Raw genomic sequence first — 22,326 nt, forward strand, 5'->3', positions numbered from 1 at the left:
AGTTCCATGGTGGCTTCGACAAGCTCAGCCCGAACCGGGGGAGTGCGAGGGGACTGGAGACAGAAACCGTTCGCCCTGAGCCTGTCGAAGGGCAGCGACCGGACAGACAGGTCGTCTAAATTCGGTCGCGGGTGGTCTGCCGATGGGTCTGGGTGTGCAGCGACGCAAAGAACGCGCGTGCGTCGTCGCAGTCCCGTGCGATGCCCTGGGTCAGGGCGTCGAGGCTGTCGTACTTCAGCTCGTCATGCAGTTTGTGCAGCAGTTCCACGCGCACGATTTTACCGTAGGCCTCTCCGTCGGGCAGGCTGGCGGCCAAGGCGGGCGGCCAGTCGAGGCAATGGGTCTCCAGCAGCACCCGCCCGCCGTTGACGTCGTCCGGGTCCAGCGAGGGCCTCACCCCCAGGTCTGCCACGCCCGGCAGGGGGGGCGAATCGGCGTGTGGGCCCAGGCCATGCACGTGCACCGCGAAGATGCCGCTGGCCGCCGGTTTCCAGTGCGAAAAGCGCAGGTTGAGGGTGCGAAAGCCGTCGCCGCGCCCGGGGCTGCTCTCGGCCAGCTGGCGGCCGAGCTTGCGCCCGTGCACCACGTGGCCGCTGATGCTGTAGGGCCGGCCCAGCAGGGCGGCCACGTCGTCCATGCGGCCGGCGCCCAGAGCCTCGCGCACGGCGGAGCTGGACACACGCAGGCCGTGCACCTCGTAGCTTTGCATGCGCGCCACGTCGAAACCCAGGCGACCGCCGGCGGCATCGAGCATGGCGTAGTCGCCGGCCCGTTTGGAGCCGAAGCGGAAGTCGTCGCCCACCAGCACGTACTGCACGCCGAACGCGCCCACCAGCGTGTCCTCGATGAAGGCCTCGGGCGCCTGGTTGGCCAGCCGGGCATTGAACGGCAGGATCACGCATTCGTGCACGCCGCAGCGGTCCAGCTCCTGCAGCTTGTCGCGCAACGTGGCGATGCGCGCGGGCGCCAGTTCCGGCTTGTGGTGCAGGGCGGCGAAGTAGTCGCGCGGGTGCGGTTCGAAAGTCATCACGCAGCTGGGCACGCCGCGGTGCCGCGCCTCGTTGTTGAGCAGCGCGAGCATGGCCTGGTGGCCCCGGTGCACGCCGTCGAAGTTGCCGATGGTCAATGCGCAGCCCGGGGAGCCGGGGGGGCGGGAGCGCAGGCCGCGATAGATTTTCATGCCGTGAGAGGGGGTCAGAGGCTGGGTCGAAAGGGCATTTGAGGGCGAAAGCCATGGCTTCCAGGCCTGCCGTCACGGCCGATTCTTCAAAGCTTGCTATATTGGCACACGATGATATGCGCCCGCAGGCCTTGCCCGCGGCCGCAGGGCGGCTTGCCCAGGGCCGCCCCTCCCCGGTGACATGTTCGTTGGAAGGAGCCCGTCTTGAAGGTCTTGAAGCTCTCCGCGCAGGGGCTGCCACAGTCGTGGATCAGCCTGGAGGAAGCCGTGTTGCATTACGCGGCGGATGAGGTGCGCTGGGAAATGGGGGCCGAGGTCGCGGTGTTCCACGGCGGGCACAACGCGGTGACCGGGCGCCAGTCCATCATCACGGTCAACTCCATCATCGGCACCCAGGGCGTGCCGCGCATCAACCCCTTCGACCTGCGGCCCACGCTGACCAACAGCAAGCTGTTCGCGCGCGACCGCAACGTGTGCGCCTACTGCGGCGAGAGCTGCCACGACGAGGTGTGCACGCGAGAGCACATCGTGCCGCTGGGGCAGAACGGTCGCGACACCTGGATGAACGTGGTGACGGCCTGCAAGTCCTGCAACCACCGCAAGGGCAACCGCACGCCCGAACAGGCCCACATGGGGCTGCTGTACACGCCCTACGTGCCCAGCCTGTGGGAAGACTTCATCCTGCGCAACCGCCGCATTCTGGCGGACCAGATGGAGTTCCTGATGTCGCACCTGCCCAAGACCTCGCGGCTGCACGCCTAGGGATGGGCGTGGTCCGGCGCCGGGCCGCCCCAAGCCGGGCCAGCCCCCTTGGGGGCAGCGACCCGCGAAGCGGTGGAGCGTGGGGGTGGTCAGTGCGTCAGTTCCAGCACCACGAGGTGGTTCTCGCCCGCTGGCCAGGTCCGGCCGGTGAGCTTCTCACCGTTGAATTCGGCCGCGATGGGCCGCGCGCCTTCCGTGGCGAGGGCCAGTTTCGAGCTGGACACGCCCGCGCCCGCGGGCGGCACACCGGGCAGGGCCTTGCCATCGAACGACATCGTGTCGCGCGCGGCATCGAAGTAGCCGCGCGGCCGGGTGAAGGTGACGATGGACTTCGCGCCGCGGTCGGCGGCCGCGATGCGCTCGGCGCGCAGGTGGATCAGTTCGCTGCCACGCGGGAAGGGGCTGCGGTAGATGTGTGTGGTGGCGTAGCCCGGCGCGCTGATGACGAACTCGTGGGCCACGCCAGGCTGGGCGGTGAACGGGCCCCAGAGGCCATCGGCGCCCACGGTCTTGCTGTGCACGGCCGCGCCCCGGCGCTCGCCCGTCGCGGGGTCGGTGGCGTACACCGTGAGCTGCGCGCCCGGCACGGGCAGGTTGTTGGTCTCGTTGCCCGAGGCCGGGTCGGTTGGCGACACGCCCAGGCCGGTGACCTTGCCGTTGAGCACCACCGGCGTCTGGGCGGTGATGGCCAGCGTGCGTGGCGCCTGGCCGGTGATGAAGCGGTGCATGGCATCGAACGCCGCGGGTGAGAAGGACGTCTCGCGGTGGTCCACGCGGGGCAGCACCACGTTGTGGGCACCCTTGAGCGCGGGCCCGTCGAAACCGACGTTGGTGGGCGTGCCCCGGGCGCCGATCCACACGCCGTCGGGCTGGGCGAACTTGTCGTTGTTGTCGGATCGCAGGGTCATCCACTTCACTGGGCCGGCCACTTCGTCGCCGGCGGCGTTCTTGGGCGCGTTCAGCGCGCTCAGGAAGGGGCCGGTGCCAGCGAATTCGTTGGCCTCCCGGAATCCCTTGATGGCCCAGACGCCGTGGTTGGGTGTGCCGCCCAGCACCGCGTGGCTCACGGTCTTGTCGCCGCCGCCATTCTGGATGTAGTTGCGCACCGCGTAGCCGCCGCGCGAATTCGCCACCAGCACCACCTGCGGCGCGCCGGTGGCCCTCAGGACCTTGTCCACCTCGGCCTTGAGGAAAGCCATGTGCTCGGCCGTGGACGAGCGCCCCGGCTGGGCCTTGCCGTCGTCGTCGCGCGCGAGCGGGTAGGGCAGGTCGATCGCGTGCAGGCGCTCGCGCGGCCAGCCGTTGGACTCGAAGCGCCACAGGGTGGTCTGCCAGATCGAGGCGGAGTCGCCGTTGCCGTGCACGAACACGATGGGTGGCTGCCCCGCACCCCGGGGTGCGCTGGCACAGGCCGCCAGCAACAGGCTGCTGGCGATGGTGGCGAAAATGGTTCGGCGGGTGGGCATCGGGTCTCTCCTGTTGAAGGGGCCGCAAAAACACCGCGGCCCGCTGGGTGCGGGCCGCTGGGGGGATCAGGCGAACACGCCGGCCGTGTCCTGCATCCGGGCGGAGACCTCGCCCAGGTGGTGCAGGGTGTCGCCGTAGGTCATTTCCAGCTGCGTGAGCTTCTTGAAGTAGTGGCTCACGATGTACTCGTCGGTCACGCCGATGCCGCCGTGCAGCTGCACCGCCTGTTGTCCGACGAAGCGCATGGCCGTGCCCAGCTGCACCTTGGCCCGCGCCATGGCCGCGCGGCGCTCTGGCGCCGGGGCGTTGAGCTTGAGGCTGGCGTAGTAGCTCATGGAGCGCGCCAGCTCCAGTTGCATCTTCATGTCGGCCACGCGGTGGCGCAGCGCCTGGAAGCTGGCGATGGCCACGCCGAACTGCTTGCGCGTGTTCATGTACTCGACGGTGATGGCCACGGTCTTGTCCATCACGCCCACGGCTTCGGCGCAGGCGGCGGCGATGCCGATGTCCACGGCGTGTTCCAGCGCGGTCAGGCCATCGGTGGTGATCAGTTGGGCCGGGGCGTCCTTGAGCGTGAGGTCACCCGCACGGCCGCCGTCCTGCGTGCCGTAGCCGCGCGTGCGCAACGCCAGCGGCGGTGCGCTCCACCAGGAACAGGGCGAGCTTGCCGCCGGCCACGGCGGGCACGACGAAGGCGTCGGCCTGGTCGGCGGCGGGCACCACGTTCTTGCTGCCCGAGACCGTCCAGCCGCTGCCGGCCTGGGTGGCGGTGGTGGCGCACACGTCGAGCTTGTAGCGGGCCTTGCGCTCCTGGTGCGCGAGCACCACCAGCGCTTCGCCCGAGGCCATGCGCGGCAACCACGCGGCCTTGAGGTCGGCCGGCGCGTAACCGCCCAGCACGCCGGAGGTGATGAGGGTCTGGGCCAGGGGTTCGAGCACGATGCCGCGCCCCAGCTCTTCCATGACCACCATGCCTTCGATGGGGCCCATGCCCAGGCCGCCGTCGTCCTCGCTCACGTAAAGGCCGGCCAGGCCGAGCTCGGCCAATTCACCGTAGGCGGCGCGGTCGAAGCCGCCCGCGGCCACGATGCCGTTGCGGCGCTCGAAGGTGTAGCCCTTGTCGACCCATTTGCGCACGGCGTCGCGCAGTTGCTGTTGGTCGTCGCTGAAATCAAAGTCCATGTTTTTCTCCTCAGCCCAGAACGGTTTGCGCGACGATGTTGCGCTGCACTTCGTTGCTGCCGCCGTAGATGGTGGTCTTGCGCATGTTGAAGTAGGTGGACGCCAGCGGCGCGTTGGCGGTGACGCCGCCGGGGAAGTCGCCCTGCCAGCCGGCTTCCATGGCCTCCTCGATGAAGGGCAGGCTGTAGGGGCCGGCCGCCAGCATCATGAGTTCGCTGTAGCGTTGCTGGATCTCGCTGCCCTTGATCTTGAGCAGACCGGCGATGTCGAGCGAGTTCTTGCCCGATTTCTCGGCCGAGAGCACGCGCAGCACCAGCATCTCCAGCGCCACCACGTCGACTTCGAGCAGCGCGATCTGGTCGCGGAAGCGCAGGTCGTCCCAGACGCCTTCGGTCTTGGCGATGCGCTTCAGGCGCTCGAGCTCGCGCTTGGCGCGGTTCACGTCGGCGATGTTGGTGCGTTCGTGGCTGAGCAGGTGCTTGGCGTAGGTCCAGCCCTTGTTCTCCTCGCCGATCAGGTTCTCCGCTGGCACCTCGACGTTGTCGAACCAGACTTCGTTCACCTCGCTCTCGCCGTCCAGCAGCTTGATGGGCCGCACGGTGACGCCGGGCGAGGCCATGTCGATCAGCAGGAAGGAGATGCCGGTCTGCGGCTTGCCCTCGGTGCTGGTGCGCACCAGGCAGAAGATCCACTCGCCGTACTGGCCCAGCGTGGTCCAGGTCTTCTGGCCGTTGACGATGTATTTGTCGCCCTGGCGCTCGGCGCGGGTCTTGACCGAGGCCAGGTCCGAGCCCGAGCCGGGTTCGCTGTAGCCCTGGCTCCACCACACCTCGCCGCTGGCGATGCCGGGCAGGAAACGCTGCTGCTGTTCCTTGTTGCCGAAGGCCATGATCACCGGCGCCACCATCACGGGGCCGAAGGGCACCACGCGCGGCGCGCCGGCCAGGGCGCATTCTTCCTCGAACAGGTGCTTCTGCACCGCGGTCCAGCCCGGGCCGCCGAACTCCTTGGGCCAGCCCCAGCCCAGCCAGCCCTTCTTGCCGAGAATCTTGGCCCAGCGCTGCATGTCGTCGCGCGTCAGGCGCAGCGCGTTGTGCACTTTGTGGGCGATCTCGGCGGGCAGGTTGGCCTTGACCCAGCCCCGGATGTCTTCGCGAAACGCCTGTTCTTCGGGCGTGAATGCCAAATCCATGGAATGTCTCCTGGTGGCCGCCACAGGATGTGTGCCGGCAAATTGAACAACGCCGGCCAGTTTCGCACGACCGTTCGTTTTATGGCTGTCCGGGCTGCGACAAGCCGAGCTGCTCGTTCAGATTCTGAAGCTGGTCCTGCAACTGGGCCACGGTGTTTTCCAGCGCTGCGCACCCGGCGGGTGAGGGCGATCAGTTCGTCTTCGGTGGCCGCGCTGCCCTGGGTGGACGGCGCCGCCGCGACGGCGCTGGTGTCCACCGGGCCGCAGAGCAGGTGGGCCCAGCGCTGCTCCCGGGCGCCGGGTGCGCGCGGCAGCTTCACCACCAGCGGGCCGCCTTTCTCGGCGCTGCGGTCCTGCAGTTCCTCCAGGAAGCCGTCGACCGAGGCGATGTCCAGGAACTTGTACCAGCGCTCGGTGTTCAGGCGCAGCTCACCGGCGGTCTGCGGGCCGCGCAGCATCAACATGCCCAGCAGCACGGCGGATTGTTCGGGCACGCCCACGGCGCGCGCGAAATTGTGTTCGTAGCGGGTGACCCGGCTGCCGCTGCCCTCCATCACCATGTGCAGGCTGCGCAGCTCGTCCAGCGCCTCCAGCACCAGGGCGTCGGCCAGGTTCATCACCGGGTCGCGGCTGGACTTCTGGTTGCAGCCCGTCACCAGAGCGTTGAGCGTCATGGGGTAGCTGTCGGGCACGGTGCGCGCCTTCTCCATGAGGGTGCCGAGCACGCGCGCCTCGGCGGGCGAGAGCGGGCGTTGCTGGAAATCGTGGCCGCGCGGGCGGCCGGCTGAAGGGGTTTGCAGGTCTGAGGTCATTACACTTCCCGGCCATGTCTGGCGTGAACAAAAACATCGTGATTCTCATCTCCGGCAGCGGCTCCAACATGGCCGCCATCGTGGAGACCGCCCGGACGCAACGCTGGCAGGCCCGGTTCGGCGCGCGCGTGGCGGCCGTGGTGAGCAACAAGGCCGCCGCCCAGGGCCTGGCCTGGGCGAAGGAACAGGGCATCGCCACCGCCGCGCTGGACCACACCGCCTACGCCAGCCGCGAGGCCTTCGACGCCGCGCTGATGGCCGAGATCGACCGCCACGGCCCCGCGCTGGTGGTGCTGGCGGGCTTCATGCGCATTCTCACCCCGGGCTTCGTGCAGCACTACGAAGGTCGGCTGGTCAACATCCACCCCAGCCTGTTGCCCGCCTTTCCGGGGCTCAAGACGCACCAGCGCGCGATCGAGATGGGTTGCCGCTTCGCGGGTGCCACGGTGCACCGCGTGACCAGCGAGCTCGACCACGGCGAGATCCTGGCGCAGGCGGTGGTGCCGGTGCTGCCGGGCGACACGCCCGAGGCGCTGGCGGCGCGGGTGCTCACGCAGGAGCATGTGATCTACCCCCGCGCGGTGGAGCGGCTGCTGGCCGCCGCCTGATCAGACGCCCTTGGCGAACACCAGCCCCGCGTGCTCGCGCATGGCGTGGAACTTGATCTTCGGCCAGTTGGCCTCCACGGCGCGCAGGGTGGCCGAGTGGTCCACCAGCAGCGTGGGCGCGTCCACCGCGTCCAGCGCCACGCGGTGGCTGTTGGCGTCGATGAAGCGCTTGAGTTCGACCTCGCCACCGTCCTCGGGTGCGCAGGTCACCCAGCGCGCCACCTGGTAGGGGCTGTTCATGATGCGGGCTTTCACGCCGTACTCGTGCTCCAGGCGGTGCGCGACCACCTCGAACTGCAGCTGACCCACCGCACCCAGCAGCAGCACCGAACCCGCCACGGGGCGGAACACCTGGATGGCACCCTCTTCGCCGAGCTGGGTCAGGCCGGCGCGCAGCTGCTTGCTGCGCAACGGATCGGCCACTTCCACGCTGCGGATGATTTCCGGCGCGAAGAAGGGCAGGCCGGTGAACTGCAGGCTTTCGCCCTCGGTGAGGGTGTCGCCCAGTTGCAGCACGCCGTGGTTGGGGATGCCGATGATGTCGCCGGCAAAGGCTTCGTCGAGCAGTTCGCGGCGCTGTGAAAGGAAGCTCACCACGGTGTTGGGCCGCAGGTCCTTGCCCGAGCGCACCACCTTGAGTTTCATGCCGCGCTCGAAATGGCCGCTGCGCACGCGCACGAAAGCGATGCGGTCGCGGTGCGCCGGGTCCATGTTGGCCTGGATCTTGAAGACCACGCCGCTGAACTTGGTCTCCTCGGGTTTCACCACGCGCTGGATCGCGGGCCGTTCGCCCGGGGGCGGCGCCAGATCGACCAGGGCGTCGAGCACCTCGCGCACGCCGAAGTTGTTCACCGCCGAGCCGAACAGCATGGGCGTCTGCTGGCCGGCGAGGAACTTGGCCTCCTCGAACGCGGGCGAGGCGCCGGCCACCAGCTCCAGCTCGTCGCGCGCCTGCGCGAACTCGGCGCCGAAGCGCTGCAGGCTCTCGGGGTTGTCCAGGCCGGCCAGCACGTCCTCGTCGCCACCGCGGCGATCTTCACCGGCGGCGAACACACGCATCTGGTCGGTGCGGCGGTCGAACACGCCCCGGAAGGTCTTGCCCATGCCCACCGGCCAGGTGAAGGGCACGACCGTCATGCCCAGCTCGCGCTCGATCTCGTCCATCAGGTCCAGCGGGGCCTGCACCTCGCGGTCCATCTTGTTGACGAAGGTCAGGATGGGCGTGTTGCGCGCGCGGCAGACCTGCAGCAGGCGGCGGGTCTGGGGCTCCACGCCGTTGCCGGCGTCGATCACCATCAGCGCCGCGTCCACGGCCGTGAGCACGCGGTAGGTGTCTTCCGAGAAGTCTTGGTGCCCGGGGGTGTCCAGCAGGTTGATCACGCAGTCGCGGTACTCCATCTGCATCACCGACGAAGCGACCGAGATGCCCCGCTGCTTTTCGATTTCCATCCAGTCGCTGGTGGCGTGGCGCGCGGCCTTGCGCGCCTTCACGCTGCCCGCGATGTTGATCGCGCCCGAGAACAGCAGCAGCTTCTCGGTGAGGGTGGTCTTGCCCGCGTCGGGGTGGGAGATGATGGCGAAAGTGCGCCGGCGGCGCACCTGGTTCGGGATGTCGGACATAGCCTCTGATTATCCCCGGTGGACAATACGGCTTATGCACCCCAAAGCCCTTCTGGACGAAAGCGCCAGCCTGATCGAGCAGGTCTTCAAGTTCGAGCACCCCGCCGACGCGGTCGTCGCGCGCCATTTCCGTGAAAACCGTTCCCTGGGCCCACGCGAGCGGGCCACGCTGTCCGACACCGTCTACACCATCCTGCGCGAACGCCTCAAGCTGGAGTGGCTGGCCCGCTCCGGCAGCGGCTCCAAATGGCGCCGGCTGGCGATCCTGGCCTTTCCGGGCGACCGCGACTTCGTCAAGAGCGCCCTGACGGACGCCGAAAAAAGCTGGCTCGACCATTGCGACGCCGTCACCGACGCCGACCTGATGGCGCCGCACCGCCACAACCTGCCCGAGTGGCTGCGCCACCGCCCTGCGCGAGCAGGTGGGCGACGAATTCGACGCGCTGGTCGCCAGCCTGAACCAGCCCGCGCCCCTGGACCTGCGGGTGAACGTGCTCAAGGCCAAGCGCGACGCCGCCCTGGCCGGCCTGCAGAAGGCCGGGCTCACGGGGGGCGGCCACGCCGTATTCGCCCCTGGGCATCCGCCTGCAGGGCAAGCCCTCGCTGGCGAAACTGCCGGCCTTCGTGCAGGGCGAGGTGGAGGTGCAGGACGAAGGCTCTCAGCTGCTGGCCTTGCTGCTGGACGCCAAGCGCGGCGAGATGGTGGTCGATTTCTGCGCCGGTGCCGGGGGCAAGACCCTGGCGATCGGCGCCGCCATGCGCAACAGCGGCCGGCTCTACGCCTTCGACACCTCCGGCCACCGGCTCGACGCGCTCAAGCCCCGGCTGGCGCGCAGTGGCCTGTCCAACGTGCACCCAGTGGCGATCGCCCACGAGCGGGACGACCGCATCAAACGCCTGGCCGGCAAGATCGACCGCGTGCTCGTCGACGCGCCCTGCTCAGGCCTGGGCACCCTGCGGCGCAGCCCGGACCTGAAATGGCGCCAGACGCCGCAGACCGTGGCCGCCCAGGCCGATCTGCAGCAGGCCATCCTGCACAGCGCCGCCCGCCTGCTCAAGCCCGGCGGCCGGCTGGTGTACGCGACCTGCAGCCTGCTCCAGGCCGAAAACGAGGCCGTGTGCGCGGCATTCGAACCGGCCCACCCGGACTTCGAACCGGTGCCGGTGGTCAGCCTGCTGGAGGGGGTGCACGTTTCCGGGGCATCCACCCTGTGCGCGGGCGAAAATGGAAAATGGCTGCGTTTATGGCCGCATCGGCATGCAACAGACGGCTTTTTCGCTGCCGTTTGGCGGAAAAAGGTTTGAATTGTGTTCAAGTCGCCTGAAATAAAGGCTTAAGTTTTCATCCCTGGCCGTCCATGGGTTGGTGATTTGCACCCCCGGCCTTAAAATCCAAGCTTCGCTGGCCCACACCGCCCATGGGCTTGGCGCCCCTCCATGTCCGTGACCCAGGGCGGTCTTTTAGGAACTCCATGTTTTCTTCCGATTCCGGAATCTTCTCTGCTGTCTGGGATGGCCTGATCCAGTTTCTGGCCAGCGGCCTGACGGGCGCCGCCTGGTGGCAGGTGCTTATCGTGGCCCTGGTGTTCACGCACATCACGATCGCCAGCGTCACCATCTACCTGCACCGCCATTCCGCACACCGGTCGCTGGATCTGCACCCGATCGCGTCGCACTTCTTCCGCTTCTGGCTCTGGATGACCACCGGCATGGTCACCAAGGAGTGGACGGCCATCCACCGCAAGCACCACGCCAAATGCGAACACGAAGGTGATCCGCACAGCCCGCACATCTTCGGCATCAAGAAGGTCTTCTACGAGGGCGCCGAACTCTACCGGGCCGAGGCCAAGAACGCCGAGACCATGGAGCGCTACGGCCACAACACGCCGAACGACTGGATTGAAAAGAACCTCTACACCGGCCGCTCGCGCCTGGGCGTGAGCCTGATGCTGATCATCAACGTGGCGCTGTTCGGGGTCCTGGGGCTGTCGGTCTGGGCGCTGCAGATGGCCTGGATTCCCATCACCGCCGCCGGCATCATCAACGGCATCGGCCACTGGTGGGGCTACCGCAACTTCGAAGCCGCCGACGGCAGCACCAACGTGTCGCCCTGGGGCATCCTCATTGGCGGCGAAGAGCTGCACAACAACCACCACACCTACCCGACCTCGGCCAAGCTGTCGGTCAAGCCCTACGAATTCGACATCGGCTGGATGTACATCACCATGCTGAAGTCCGTGGGCCTGGCCTCGGTGAAGAAGGTGCCGCCGAAGATGGCCTATGGCGCCGTGCGCCCGGTGGCCGACGAGAAGACGCTGGAGGCGATCATCGCCAACCGCTACGAAGTGATGGCCGGTTATGCGCGCGAAATGCGCGCCGCCTGCAAGCACGAACTCGAGGCCCTGAAGCAGCGCCGCGGCGACGCCACCGTGCTGCAGGCCGCGCGCCGCTGGTTGCACCGCGACGACGACAAGGTGCCCGCCAACGTCAAGCCGCAGTTGGCCCAGGTGCGCGCCGAGCACCCGGTGCTCGACAAGATGGTGACCATGCGCGAAGAACTGCGTGCCCTGTGGTCGAGCACGAACTCCACGCGCGAACAGCTCGCCGTGGACCTGCAGGCCTGGTGCCGCCGCGCCGAGGAAAGTGGCATCGCCGCACTGCGCGACTTCTCGATCCGCCTGCGTTCCGCCCACGCCTGATTGGCCCACCCCTGCGCCGCGCCTGCGGCGCGTCACCCCCTCAAGGGGGCGGCGCTGACGGACCGGCAAAGCCGGATCCGTGGCGCCCTGGAAGGAATAAAAAAACCCGCTGTTTTCACAGCGGGTTTTTTGTTGGGAATCGGCTCGATTACTTGAGCTTGATTTCCTTGTAGTCCACGTGCTTGCGAGCCTTGGGATCAAATTTCTTGATCAGCATCTTCTCGGGCGTGGTCTTCTTGTTCTTGGTGGTGGTGTAGAAGTGGCCGGTTCCAGCGGTGGATTCCAGCTTGATCTTCTCGCGTGCGCCTTTGGTTGCCATGTTCGGTTCTCCTTAAGCTTGACCGCGTGCGCGCAGGTCGGCGAGCACGGCGTCAATGCCGTTTTTGTCGATCAGGCGCAGGGCGGCACCGGAGACGCGCAGACGCACCCAGCGGTTTTCGCTCTCGACCCAGAAACGGCGGTATTGCAGGTTCGGCAGGAACCGGCGCTTGGTTTTGTTGTTGGCGTGGGAAACGTTGTTCCCGACCATGGGCTTCTTGCCCGTGACGTCGCAGACGCGTGCCATGAGGACACTCCGATCATTTCAAACAGCTGCGGACCGCGAACCGGAGGTGTCTCCGTGTCGGCCCCTCAGCCTCACCTCGCCAGGAAAGGGTGGCGGTAACCCGAATCTGCTTCGTGCCCGGGCAAGCCGGTAAATCTCAGCAAAGCCCGCAATTATAGCCAACTGGCGGCCAAGCCGCCAGGGCCGGCCGTCAGCCCCGCGCTCAGACGGCGTTCTGCTCCAGGAAACGCTGGGCGTCGAGGGCGGCCATGCAGCCGGTGCCGGCGCTGGTGATGGCCTGGCGGTACACGTGGTCCTGCACGTCGCCGGCGGCGAACACGCCGGGCACGCTGGTCATGGGGCGCATGCCCTGCAGGCCCGAACGGGTGGTGATGTAGCCGTCCTTCATGTCCAGTTGGCCCTTGAAGATGTCGGTGTTGGGCTGGTGGCCGATGGCGATGAAGCAGCCTTTGACATCCAGGTCTTCGGTCGCACCGGTCTTCACGCTTTTCAGGCGAACGCCGGTCACGCCGGTCGGGTCGCCCAGCACCTCGTCCAGCGTGCTGTGCAGTTTGAGCTCGATCTTGCCGGCGGCGACCTTGTCCATCAGCTTGTCGATCAGGATGGCTTCGGCCTTGAAGGTGTCGCGGCGGTGGACCAGCGTGACCTTGCTGGCGATGTTGGACAGGTACAGCGCCTCTTCCACGGCCGTGTTGCCGCCGCCGACCACGCTGACTTCCTGGCCACGGTAGAAGAAGCCGTCGCAGGTGGCGCAACCCGACACGCCCTTGCCCATGAAGGCTTCCTCGGAGGGCAGGCCGAGGTACTTGGCCGACGCGCCGGTGGCGATGATGAGCGCATCGCAGCTGTATTCACCGCTGTCGCCCTTGAGCACGAAGGGGCGCTTGGAGAAGTCGACCGCGTTGATGTGGTCGAAGATGATCTCGGTCTTGAAGCGCTCGGCGTGCGCCAGGAAACGCTGCATCAGGTCGGGGCCCTGCACGCCTTCGGCATCGGCGGGCCAGTTGTCCACATCGGTCGTGGTCATGAGCTGGCCGCCCTGGGCGATGCCGGTGATGAGCACGGGGTTGAGGTTGGCGCGCGCGGCGTAGACGGCCGCGGTGTAGCCGGCAGGGCCTGAACCCAGGATGAGGACTTTCGCGTGTTTCATGTTGAGCGCCCCATCGAATTTGGGGCCAAGTGGTTTAGAGTCGGTGGTTATATGGGCGCGTTCGGGGGCAAATCCAGTGCCGCGTGGCGCCCAATGTGTGCGAATCATTGTATGAAAGAGCGCCGCGCGCGCCGTCCCAACCAAGGAATACACGCATGTCTCTCCTGTCCAATCTCGACCTGATCCGCCGGGTTCCCTTGTTTTCCACCTTGACCCAGGCCCAGGCCGAATCGGTGGCCGATTCGGTGGTCAAGCGGCGCTTCAAGCGGGGGGAGTGCATCGTCGAGCAGGGCAAGAAGTCCAACTGCCTGGCCATCGTGCTGACCGGGCGGGCGCGGGTGGTCACCACCGACACCCGGGGACGTGAGGTGATCCTGGCCACCATGAACCCGGGCGACTACGTGGGCGAGATGAGCCTGATCGACAACCAGCCGCATTCGGCCACCGTGCGCGCCGAGGTGCAGACCGACGTGCTGATCCTGGGGCGCACCGAATTCGCGCGCTGCCTGCCGGAAAACACCTCCATGGCCTACGCGGTCATGCGCGGCCTGGTGCAGCGCCTGCGCCACGCGGACCGCAAGATCGAGTCACTCGCGCTGATGGACGTGTATGGGCGTGTCGCCCGAGCCCTGCTGGAGTTCGCCCAGCCCGACAAGGACGGCATCCTGACCATCAAGGACCGGGTCTCGCGCCAGGACGTGGCCAAGATGATCGGGGCTTCCCGCGAGATGGTCAGCCGCGTCATGAAGGACCTGGAAGACCGGGGTTTCATCGAGGTGACCGAAGAGGGCAGCACCGTCATCAAGGAGCGCCTCAACTCGCTCGGTTGAGGGCTCTTTCGCACCCGGCCGGCATCGCCCGGTCGGTGGCTGTCATGGGGTAAGCTTGTCGCTGGATTTCAGCGAGGCCTATGACTTATTCACTCAACACCCTCAACGCCGACCGCGATTCCGCGGCGCCGGCGGGTGTGTCCCGGTTTGCCCAGGAAATCGGCCTGGTGCTGGGCGCTGCGGCGCTCGCGTTCTGGCTGCTGGCACTGCTCAGCCACTCCCTGGCCGATCCCGCGTGGAGCACCACGGGCACCTCCACCGAGGTGAGCAACTGGGGTGGCCGCCTGGGCGCCATGCTGTCGGACTGGAGCTACTACCTGCTCGGCTTTTCGGTCTGGTGGCTGTTTCTTGCCGGGGTGCGGGCGTGGTTGTCCACCCTGGCGCGCTGGATCCGCGGCGCCCAAGGCACGGGCGATGAAGCCGTGGCCGGCGATCGCCTCTGGCACCGCCCCTGGGCGCGCCGCGCGCTGTTCTGGCTGGCCTTGGTCGTCCTGATGGCGGCCAGCACGGTGCTGGAATGGAGTCGCCTCTATCGGTTGGAGGCCTTGTTGCCCGACCACGCCGGCGGCGTGCTGGGCCATGCGCTGGGGCCTGTGGCGATGCGCTGGCTGGGCTTCACCGGTTCGGCGCTGGCGATGCTGGCGGTGCTGCTGGTGTGTCTGCCCACCGTCTTCCGCTTCTCCTGGGGCCACTGGGCCGAGGAAGTCGGGCACACGCTGGATGGCTGGTTCGAGGCCCGGCGCGAGAAGCGCGAGGCGGTGGAAGACCAGCGCATCGGCGAGAAGGCCGCGCGCGAGCGCGAAGAGGTGGTGAAGGTCGAGCGCGTCGAGATCGAGGAACACCACCCGGTGCCTGTGGTGATCGAACCCACGCTGGTCGATGTGCCCAAGAGCGAGCGCGTGCCAAGGAGCGCCAGAAGCCGCTGTTCACCGAGCTGCCCGACAGCAAGCTGCCGCAGGTGGACCTGCTCGACAGCGCCCCCTTGCACCAGGCCGGGGTGGACAGCCAGACGCTGGAGATGACCAGCCGGCTGATCGAGAAGAAGCTCAAGGACTTCGGCGTGGAGGTGCGTGTGGTGGCGGCCGCCCCTGGCCCCGTGATCACGCGCTACGAGATCGAGCCCGCCACCGGCGTGAAGGGCTCGCAGATCGTCAACCTGGGCCGTGACCTGGCCCGTTCGTTGTCGCTGGTGTCGATCCGCGTGATCGAGACCATCCCCGGCAAGAACCTGATGGCGCTGGAACTGCCCAACGCCAAGCGCCAGACCATCAAGCTCAGCGAGATCCTGGGCTCACAGGTCTACAACGATGCCAAGTCCATGTTGACCATGGGCCTGGGCAAGGACATCGGGGGGCAGCCCGTGGTGGCCGACCTCGCCAAGATGCCGCACTGCCTCGTGGCCGGTACCACCGGTTCGGGCAAGTCGGTGGGCATCAACGCGATGATCCTGTCGCTGCTCTACAAGGCCGACGCGCGCGACGTGCGCCTGCTGTTGATCGATCCCAAGATGCTGGAGATGAGCGTCTACGAGGGCATTCCGCACCTGCTCGCGCCGGTCGTGACGGACATGAAGCACGCGGCCAACGGCCTGAACTGGTGCGTGGCCGAGATGGAGAAGCGCTACAAGCTCATGAGCAAGATGGGCGTGCGCAACCTCGCGGGCTTCAACACCAAGATCGACGAGGCCACGGCGCGCGGCGAGATCATCGGCAACCCATTCAGCCTCACGCCGGAGCAGCCTGAGCCGCTGGAGCGCCTGCCCTACATCGTGGTCGTGATCGACGAACTCGCCGACCTGATGATGGTGGTGGGCAAGAAGATCGAGGAGCTGATCGCCCGCCTGGCGCAGAAGGCGCGCGCGGCCGGCATCCACCTGATCCTGGCGACCCAGCGCCCGAGCGTGGACGTGATCACCGGCCTGATCAAGGCCAACATCCCGACGCGCCTGTCGTTCCAGGTCAGCAGCAAGATCGACAGCCGCACCATCCTCGACCAGATGGGCGCCGAAAGCCTTCTGGGCATGGGCGACATGCTGTACATGCCCTCCGGCACGGGTTTCCCGATCCGCGTGCACGGCGCCTTCGTCAGCGACGACGAGGTGCACCGCGTGGTGGCCTACCTGAAAGAGCAGGGCGGCGAACCCAACTACATCGACGGCGTGCTCGAAGGCAGCATGGGCGACGGCGAAGGGGGCGACCTGTTCGGCGAAGGCGGTGGCGAGGGTGGCAGTGGCGAGAAGGATGCGCTGTACGACCAGGCCGTCGAGATCGTGCTCAAGGACCGCAAGGCCAGCATCTCCTATGTGCAGCGCAAGCTGAAGATTGGTTACAACCGCGCGGCGCGTCTGCTGGAGGACATGGAGAACGCGGGGCTGGTCAGCGCGCTCACCTCCAGCGGGCAGCGCGACATCCTGGTGCCCTCGCGCGGCGGGGAATGAAGCCCGCCGACATGCAACCAAGTCGGCGCAACCGGGTCCTACCGTCCATGATCAAGCAACTCCTCACTTCCTGCGCGTTGTCGCTGGCCGCGCTCGCCGCCCACGCCGACGGCCTGCAAGACCTCGAAAGATTCCTGCGTGAAGTGGACAGCGGCAAGGCCGGCTTCACCCAGGTCGTGACCTCGCCCAAGCGCGCCAACGAAACCGTGGCGCGCAGCAAGACCTCCAGCGGCACGTTCGAATTCCTGCGGCCCAACCGCTTCCGCTTCGTGTACGCCAAGCCGTTCGAGCAGACCATCGTGGCCGACGGCCAGACCCTGTGGCTCTACGACGTGGACCTGAACCAGGTGACATCGCGTTCGCAGAAGGAAGCCTTGGGCAGCACGCCTGCCGCGCTGATCGCGGCCGGGACCGATCTCAAAGGGCTCTCGGACGCGTTCGAACTCAAGCCGGCCGCCGCCCGCGATGGCCTGGAGTGGCTGGAGGCCCGCCCGAAGGACCGCAACGGCCAGCTGCAAGTGGTGCGCGTGGGCTTTCGCCAGGGGCAGCTGTCGGTGCTGGACATCGAGGACAGCCTGGGCCAGCGCTCGGTGCTCACGTTCAACAGCTGGCAGGCCAATGCGCCGCTGAAGGCGGGGGACTTCAAGTTCCAGCCGCCACCGGGTGCCGCTGTCGTCAAACCCTGATCGTTTCGCCGTGTCGACCGCCAGTACCCATGTGCCCCTGGCCGAGCGCCTGCGCCCGCGCACGCTGGCCGAGGTGATCGGCCAGCAGCACATGCTGGGCGAGGGCATGGCCTTGCGCCTGGCCTTCGAATCGGGCCAGCCGCACAGCTGCATTCTCTGGGGCCCACCGGGCGTGGGCAAGACCACCATTGCCCGCCTGATGGCCGACGCGTTCGACGCGCAGTTCCTCACCATCAGCGCGGTGCTGGGCGGCGTCAAGGACATCCGCGAGGCCGTGGAGCGGGCCGAGGTGGCGCGCAGCGGCCTCTCGCCCCAGCGCACCATCCTGTTCGTGGACGAGGTGCACCGCTTCAACAAGAGCCAGCAGGACGCCTTCCTGCCGCACGTGGAAAGCGGCCTGTTCACCTTCATTGGTGCCACCACCGAAAACCCCTCGTTCGAGGTCAATTCGGCGCTGCTCTCGCGGGCGGCCGTCTACGTGCTGCGGCCCTTGTCGGAAGACGATCTGCGCCAGATCGTGGTCAAGGCCCAGGCGATCGACGCGGTGCCGGCCATCGAATCGACCGCCGTGGACCGACTCATCGCCTACGCCGATGGGGATGCGCGCCGCCTGCTCAACACGCTGGAGACCCTGGCGGTGGCGGCCGGGCGGGAAAAACTCGCCGAGGTGAGCGATGCCTGGCTGCTCAAGGTGCTGGGCGAGCGCATGCGCCGCTACGACAAGGGCGGCGAACAGTTCTACGACACCATCAGCGCCCTGCACAAAAGCGTGCGCGGTTCCGACCCCGATGCCGCCCTGTACTGGTTCGCGCGCATGCTCGACGGGGGCGCCGAACCCCGGTACATGGCCCGCCGCTTCATCCGCATGGCCAGCGAGGACATCGGCCTGGCCGATCCCCGCGCCTTGCGCCTGGCCCTGGACGCCGCCGAGGTGTACGAACGCCTGGGCAGTCCCGAGGGCGAGCTGGCCCTGGCCGAGTGCGTGGTGTACCTGGCGGTGGCGCCCAAGTCCAACGCGGTCTACAAAGCCTTCAACGAAGCCAAGGCCTTTGTGAAGAAGGACGGCACCCGCCCCGTGCCCATGCACCTGCGCAACGCGCCGACCAAGCTCATGAAGTCGCTGGACTACGGCAAGGGCTACCGCTACGCGCACGACGAAGAGGGCGGTTTTGCGGCCGGTGAACGCTATCTGCCCGATGGCATGGCCGACCCGGGCTTCTACCGCCCGGTCGAGCGTGGGCTGGAGTTGCGCATCGCCGATAAGCTGCGCGAGCTCAAGAAACTCAACAATCAAAAAGACTAATGCACTGCCAATCGCGCTGATGCGGTCTGGGGAGTTGCACCTAAAACCAGGGTAAACCCGCGTCCGCTAAGGGCTTACACGCATGTGGGCTCCAAAAGCCCCTCATTACAATCCGTCCACCAACCCGCAGTCGGTCCTGTTTCAAGGTCATGTCTGGCGGGTTTTTTGCTAGGTTGAAACGGGCCGGCGCCACAAGCGCTTCCCGGCCTGTCACAAAACACGGAGAAACATTCATGGAAGTTTTGCTGCAGCAGATCATCAACGGTCTGGTGTTGGGCAGTATGTATGCGCTGGTGGCACTGGGGTACACCATGGTGTACGGCATCATCGGACTGATCAACTTTGCGCACGGCGACGTGCTGATGGTGGGGGCCCTCACCAGCTGGACGGTCATCGGCTGGATGACCAGTGCGTCAACCGGACTGCCGACCTGGGTGGTCCTCCTGCTGCGCCACCATCATCGCGATGGTGGTCTGCGCCACGCTCAACTTCACCATCGAGAAACTGGCCTACCGGCCGCTGCGCAATTCCAACCGACTCGCGCCCCTGATCACCGCCATCGGCATGTCGCTGCTCTTGCAGACCTTCGCCATGATCATCTGGGCGCCGAACCCGAAGTCCTATCCCTCCATGCTGTCGCGCGAACCGATCGCGTTCGGTGGCGCGGTGATTTCGGTGACGCAGGTCGTCATCCTGGCCACCACGGCGGTCACGCTGGCCTTCCTGATGTGGTTGGTCAACCGCACCAATCTGGGCCGAGCCATGCGGGCCACGGCCGAGAACCCGCGTGTGGCCGCGCTCATGGGCATCAAGCCCGACGTGGTCATCTCCGCCACCTTCATCATCGGCGCCATGCTCGCGGCCATTGCCGGCGTGATGTGGGCCTCCAACTACGGCACCGTGCAGCACGCCATGGGCTTCATGCCCGGCCTCAAGGCCTTCGTGGCCGCGGTGATGGGCGGCATCGGCAACCTCGCCGGTGCGGTGGTCGGGGGCATTGCGCTCGGCCTGATCGAATCCCTGGGCGCCGGCTACCTCGGCAAGCTCACCGGTGGGGTGCTGGGCAGCCAGTACACCGACATCTTCGCCTTCATCGTGCTGGCGATCGTGCTCACGCTGCGTCCCTCGGGGCTGCTGGGTGAACGTGTGGCGGACCGTGCCTGACCGTCCGGGAGAAACACCATGATGAACACCAAAACCGGCAAGCTGATCGTCTTCCTGATCGCGGCGGTGGCTTTGCTGCTGCTGCCCATCATCCTGCAGTCCACCGGCAGCAACTCCTGGGTGCGCATTGTCGATATCGCGCTCATGTACGTGCTGCTGGCCCTCGGCCTGAACATCGTGGTCGGCTACGCCGGCCTGCTGGACCTGGGCTACATCGCGTTCTTCGCGGTGGGGGCCTATGTGTTTGCCTTGCTGGGCTCGCCCCACCTCGCCGACACCTTCCCGGCCATCAAGGCCATGTTCCCCAACGGCCTGCACTACAACATCTGGCTGGTGATGATCCTGGCGGCGGCGATTGCGGGGGTGGTTGGCATGATCCTGGGGGCACCCACGCTCAAGCTGCGTGGCGACTACCTCGCCATCATCACCCTGGGCTTCGGCGAGATCATCCGCATCTTCCTGCTGAACATGGACCGCCCGTTGAACATCACCAACGGTCCCAAGGGCATCAGCCAGATCGACACCATCTCGGTGTTCGGCCTCGACCTCGGCAAGCGCCTGACCATCGGTGACTACACCTTCCAGCCGGTCACGCTGTACTACTACCTGTTCCTGTTCTTCGTGGTGCTGGCCATCGTCATCTCCTACCGCTTGCAGGATTCGCGCATCGGCCGCGCCTGGATGGCCATTCGTGAAGACGAGATCGCCGCCAAGGCCATGGGCCTGAACACCCGCAACCTCAAGCTGCTGGCCTTCGGTATGGGCGCGTCCTTCGGTGGCGTGTCCGGCGTGTTGTTCGCCTCGTTCCAGCGCTTCGTTTCGCCCGAGTCCTTCTCGCTGATGGAGTCGGTGATGGTGGTGGCGATGGTGGTGCTGGGCGGCATCGGGCACATCCCCGGGGTGGTGCTGGGTGCCCTGTTGCTGGCGGGCCTGCCCGAGGTGTTGCGCCATGTGGCACACCCGCTGACCGAACTGACGGGTGGTCGCCTTGGCCCCGAGATCCTGCGCCAACTGCTCATCGCGCTGGCCATGGTGGTCGTGATGCTGCTGCGCCCCAGAGGCTTGTGGCCCTCGCCCGAGCACGGCAAGTCCCTGACCAAGTAAGCGGAGCATTCACATGAGCGACACCATTCTCAAAGTGGCGAATGTTTCCAAGCGCTTCGGGGGCCTGCAGGCCCTGAGCGATGTGGGCATCGAAATCAAGCGCGGTCAGGTCTATGGCCTGATCGGCCCCAACGGCGCCGGCAAGACGACCTTCTTCAACGTGCTGACCGGGTTGTACACGCCCGACAGCGGTTCCTTCGAACTCGCGGGCAAGCCCTACACGCCCAGCGCGGTGCACGAGGTGGCGAAGGCCGGCATCGCCCGCACCTTCCAGAACATCCGGCTGTTCGCCGAGATGACCGCGCTGGAAAACGTCATGGTCGGGCGCCACGTGCGCACCCATTCGGGCCTGATCGGCGCCGTGCTGCGCACGCCCGGTTTCAAGCGCGAAGAGGCCGCGATCACGGCGCGCGCGCGCGAGCTGCTGGCCTACGTGGGCATCGAGAAGTTCGCCGACTACAAGTCACGCACGCTGAGCTACGGCGACCAGCGCCGCCTGGAAATCGCGCGCGCCCTGGCGACCGACCCGCAGCTGATCGCGCTGGACGAACCGGCCGCCGGCATGAACGCCACCGAAAAGGTGCAGCTGCGCGAGCTGATCGACCGCATCCGCAAGGACAACCGAACCATCCTGCTGATCGAACACGACGTGAAACTGGTGATGGGCCTGTGCGACCGCGTGACCGTGCTCGACTACGGCAAGCAGCTCGCCTCCGGCTCACCGGCCGACGTGCAGAAGGACCCCAAGGTGATCGAGGCCTACCTCGGCACCGGCGGCCACTGATCAAGGATTGACGCAAATGGCAAACACACTCCTCAAAGTCAGCGGTCTGAAGGTCGCGTACGGCGGCATCAAGGCCGTCAAGGGCATCGATCTCGAGGTGCGCGAGGGCGAGCTGATCTCGCTCATCGGCTCCAACGGCGCCGGCAAGACCACCACCATGAAAGCCGTCACCGGTTCGCTCGCCTACGAGGCCGGCGACATCGAGTACCTGGGCCAGAGCATCAAGGGCAAGGGCGCCTGGGATCTCGTGAAGCAGGGCCTGGCATGGTGCCGGAAGGCCGTGGCGTGTTCACCCGCATGACCATCACCGAGAACCTGCAGATGGGTGCCTACATCCGCAAGGACAAGGCCGGCATCGCGCAGGACATCGAGAAGATGTTCGGCATCTTCCCGCGCCTGCGCGAACGCAAGGACCAGCTGGCCGGCACCATGAGCGGTGGCGAGCAGCAGATGCTGGCCATGGCGCGCGCGCTCATGAGTCAGCCCAAGGTGCTGCTGCTCGACGAGCCGTCCATGGGCCTGTCGCCCATCATGGTGGACAAGATCTTCGAGGTCGTGCGCGACGTCTCCGCCCAAGGCGTGACCATCCTGCTGGTGGAGCAGAACGCCCGCCGCGCGCTGCAGATCGCCGACCGCGGCTACGTGATGGATTCGGGCGAAATCATCATGACCGGCGTGGGCCGCGACATGCTCGACGACCCCAAGGTGCGCGCCGCCTACCTCGGCGAATAACGAGAATTCGGCCCCGATCGGGCCGAAAACTACAATCATGGGTTGCGCA

General features: G+C 66.9%; 15 protein-coding genes and 6 pseudogenes. 12 read left to right on the top strand and 9 right to left on the bottom strand.

The window, feature by feature from the left end:
* Nucleotides 1-115 precede the first annotated feature (115 nt).
* On the bottom strand, nt 116-1,180 hold the full coding sequence (locus tag ACFJGX_RS10625) for a bifunctional riboflavin kinase/FAD synthetase (protein WP_382321465.1): 1,065 nt from the start codon (nt 1,178-1,180) through the stop codon (nt 116-118).
* Nucleotides 1,181-1,384: 204 nt separating this feature from the next.
* Between ACFJGX_RS10625 and ACFJGX_RS10630 the strand changes: the two genes are divergently transcribed.
* Nucleotides 1,385-1,942, top strand: coding sequence for an HNH endonuclease (locus ACFJGX_RS10630; RefSeq protein WP_382155149.1), 558 nt, complete (start codon nt 1,385-1,387; stop codon nt 1,940-1,942).
* Nucleotides 1,943-2,031: 89 nt separating this feature from the next.
* Here ACFJGX_RS10630 and ACFJGX_RS10635 read toward each other — a convergent pair whose 3' ends face one another.
* The 4 genes and pseudogenes from ACFJGX_RS10635 to ACFJGX_RS10650 form a co-directional block, all read right to left on the bottom strand.
* Nucleotides 2,032-3,408: an alpha/beta fold hydrolase gene (locus ACFJGX_RS10635; protein ID WP_382321463.1), complete on the bottom strand. Its 1,377-nt coding sequence runs from the start codon at nt 3,406-3,408 to the stop codon at nt 2,032-2,034.
* A 66-nt stretch (nt 3,409-3,474) separates the two neighbouring features.
* Nucleotides 3,475-4,591: pseudogene (locus ACFJGX_RS10640) on the bottom strand (acyl-CoA dehydrogenase family protein).
* 10 nt (nt 4,592-4,601) lie between these two features.
* A complete protein-coding gene (locus ACFJGX_RS10645) occupies nt 4,602-5,783 on the bottom strand; it encodes an acyl-CoA dehydrogenase family protein (RefSeq protein ID WP_382321461.1) in 1,182 nt (393 codons plus the stop codon).
* Nucleotides 5,784-5,862: 79 nt separating this feature from the next.
* Nucleotides 5,863-6,595 (bottom strand): annotated as a pseudogene (locus ACFJGX_RS10650) (YceH family protein).
* A gap of 14 nt (nt 6,596-6,609) precedes the next feature.
* On the opposite strand from ACFJGX_RS10650, the gene purN reads away from it, so the two are divergent.
* Nucleotides 6,610-7,203, top strand: a complete 594-nt coding sequence (gene purN / locus ACFJGX_RS10655) for a phosphoribosylglycinamide formyltransferase (RefSeq protein ID WP_382321456.1) — start codon at nt 6,610-6,612, stop codon at nt 7,201-7,203.
* Here the strand turns inward: purN and ACFJGX_RS10660 are convergent, their stop codons facing one another.
* Entirely contained in the window at nt 7,204-8,823 is a 1,620-nt protein-coding gene (locus ACFJGX_RS10660; protein WP_382328357.1) for a peptide chain release factor 3, read from the bottom strand.
* Between the two features lie 34 nt (nt 8,824-8,857).
* Here ACFJGX_RS10660 and ACFJGX_RS10665 point away from each other — a divergent pair.
* Nucleotides 8,858-10,128 (top strand): annotated as a pseudogene (locus tag ACFJGX_RS10665) (RsmB/NOP family class I SAM-dependent RNA methyltransferase).
* A gap of 167 nt (nt 10,129-10,295) precedes the next feature.
* Nucleotides 10,296-11,522, top strand: coding sequence for a fatty acid desaturase (locus tag ACFJGX_RS10670; protein WP_382321454.1), 1,227 nt, complete (start codon nt 10,296-10,298; stop codon nt 11,520-11,522).
* Between the two features lie 148 nt (nt 11,523-11,670).
* On the opposite strand, the gene rpmG is transcribed toward ACFJGX_RS10670, so the two are convergent.
* The 3 genes from rpmG to trxB form a co-directional block, all read right to left on the bottom strand.
* On the bottom strand, nt 11,671-11,841 hold the full coding sequence (rpmG, locus tag ACFJGX_RS10675; protein ID WP_056269543.1) for a 50S ribosomal protein L33: 171 nt from the start codon (nt 11,839-11,841) through the stop codon (nt 11,671-11,673).
* A 12-nt stretch (nt 11,842-11,853) separates the two neighbouring features.
* A complete protein-coding gene (gene rpmB / locus ACFJGX_RS10680; protein ID WP_056269541.1) occupies nt 11,854-12,087 on the bottom strand; it encodes a 50S ribosomal protein L28 in 234 nt (77 codons plus the stop codon).
* A gap of 202 nt (nt 12,088-12,289) precedes the next feature.
* A complete protein-coding gene (gene trxB / locus ACFJGX_RS10685; RefSeq protein ID WP_382328359.1) occupies nt 12,290-13,237 on the bottom strand; it encodes a thioredoxin-disulfide reductase in 948 nt (315 codons plus the stop codon).
* A gap of 155 nt (nt 13,238-13,392) precedes the next feature.
* On the opposite strand from trxB, the gene ACFJGX_RS10690 reads away from it, so the two are divergent.
* The 8 genes and pseudogenes from ACFJGX_RS10690 (at nt 13,393) to ACFJGX_RS10725 (ending at nt 22,277) form a co-directional block, all read left to right on the top strand.
* Nucleotides 13,393-14,067, top strand: a complete 675-nt coding sequence (locus ACFJGX_RS10690) for a Crp/Fnr family transcriptional regulator (protein ID WP_382321449.1) — start codon at nt 13,393-13,395, stop codon at nt 14,065-14,067.
* An 80-nt stretch (nt 14,068-14,147) separates the two neighbouring features.
* Nucleotides 14,148-16,504: pseudogene (locus ACFJGX_RS10695) on the top strand (DNA translocase FtsK).
* Between the two features lie 50 nt (nt 16,505-16,554).
* Entirely contained in the window at nt 16,555-17,190 is a 636-nt protein-coding gene (lolA, locus tag ACFJGX_RS10700; RefSeq protein ID WP_382163881.1) for an outer membrane lipoprotein chaperone LolA, read from the top strand.
* A gap of 10 nt (nt 17,191-17,200) precedes the next feature.
* Nucleotides 17,201-18,493, top strand: a complete 1,293-nt coding sequence (locus tag ACFJGX_RS10705) for a replication-associated recombination protein A (protein ID WP_382321445.1) — start codon at nt 17,201-17,203, stop codon at nt 18,491-18,493.
* 233 nt (nt 18,494-18,726) lie between these two features.
* Nucleotides 18,727-19,657, top strand: a pseudogene (locus ACFJGX_RS10710) (branched-chain amino acid ABC transporter permease).
* A gap of 18 nt (nt 19,658-19,675) precedes the next feature.
* Nucleotides 19,676-20,761, top strand: coding sequence for an ABC transporter ATP-binding protein (locus tag ACFJGX_RS10715; RefSeq protein ID WP_291121141.1), 1,086 nt, complete (start codon nt 19,676-19,678; stop codon nt 20,759-20,761).
* Between the two features lie 13 nt (nt 20,762-20,774).
* Complete coding sequence (locus tag ACFJGX_RS10720; protein ID WP_291121139.1) at nt 20,775-21,545, top strand: ABC transporter ATP-binding protein; 771 nt, start codon at nt 20,775-20,777, stop codon at nt 21,543-21,545.
* Nucleotides 21,546-21,561: 16 nt separating this feature from the next.
* A pseudogene (locus ACFJGX_RS10725) lies at nt 21,562-22,277 on the top strand (ABC transporter ATP-binding protein).
* The last annotated feature ends 49 nt before the right edge of the window (nt 22,278-22,326 follow it).

The organism is Hydrogenophaga sp. UC242_50, assembly GCF_042697355.1.
Lineage (GTDB): Bacteria > Pseudomonadota > Gammaproteobacteria > Burkholderiales > Burkholderiaceae_C > Hydrogenophaga.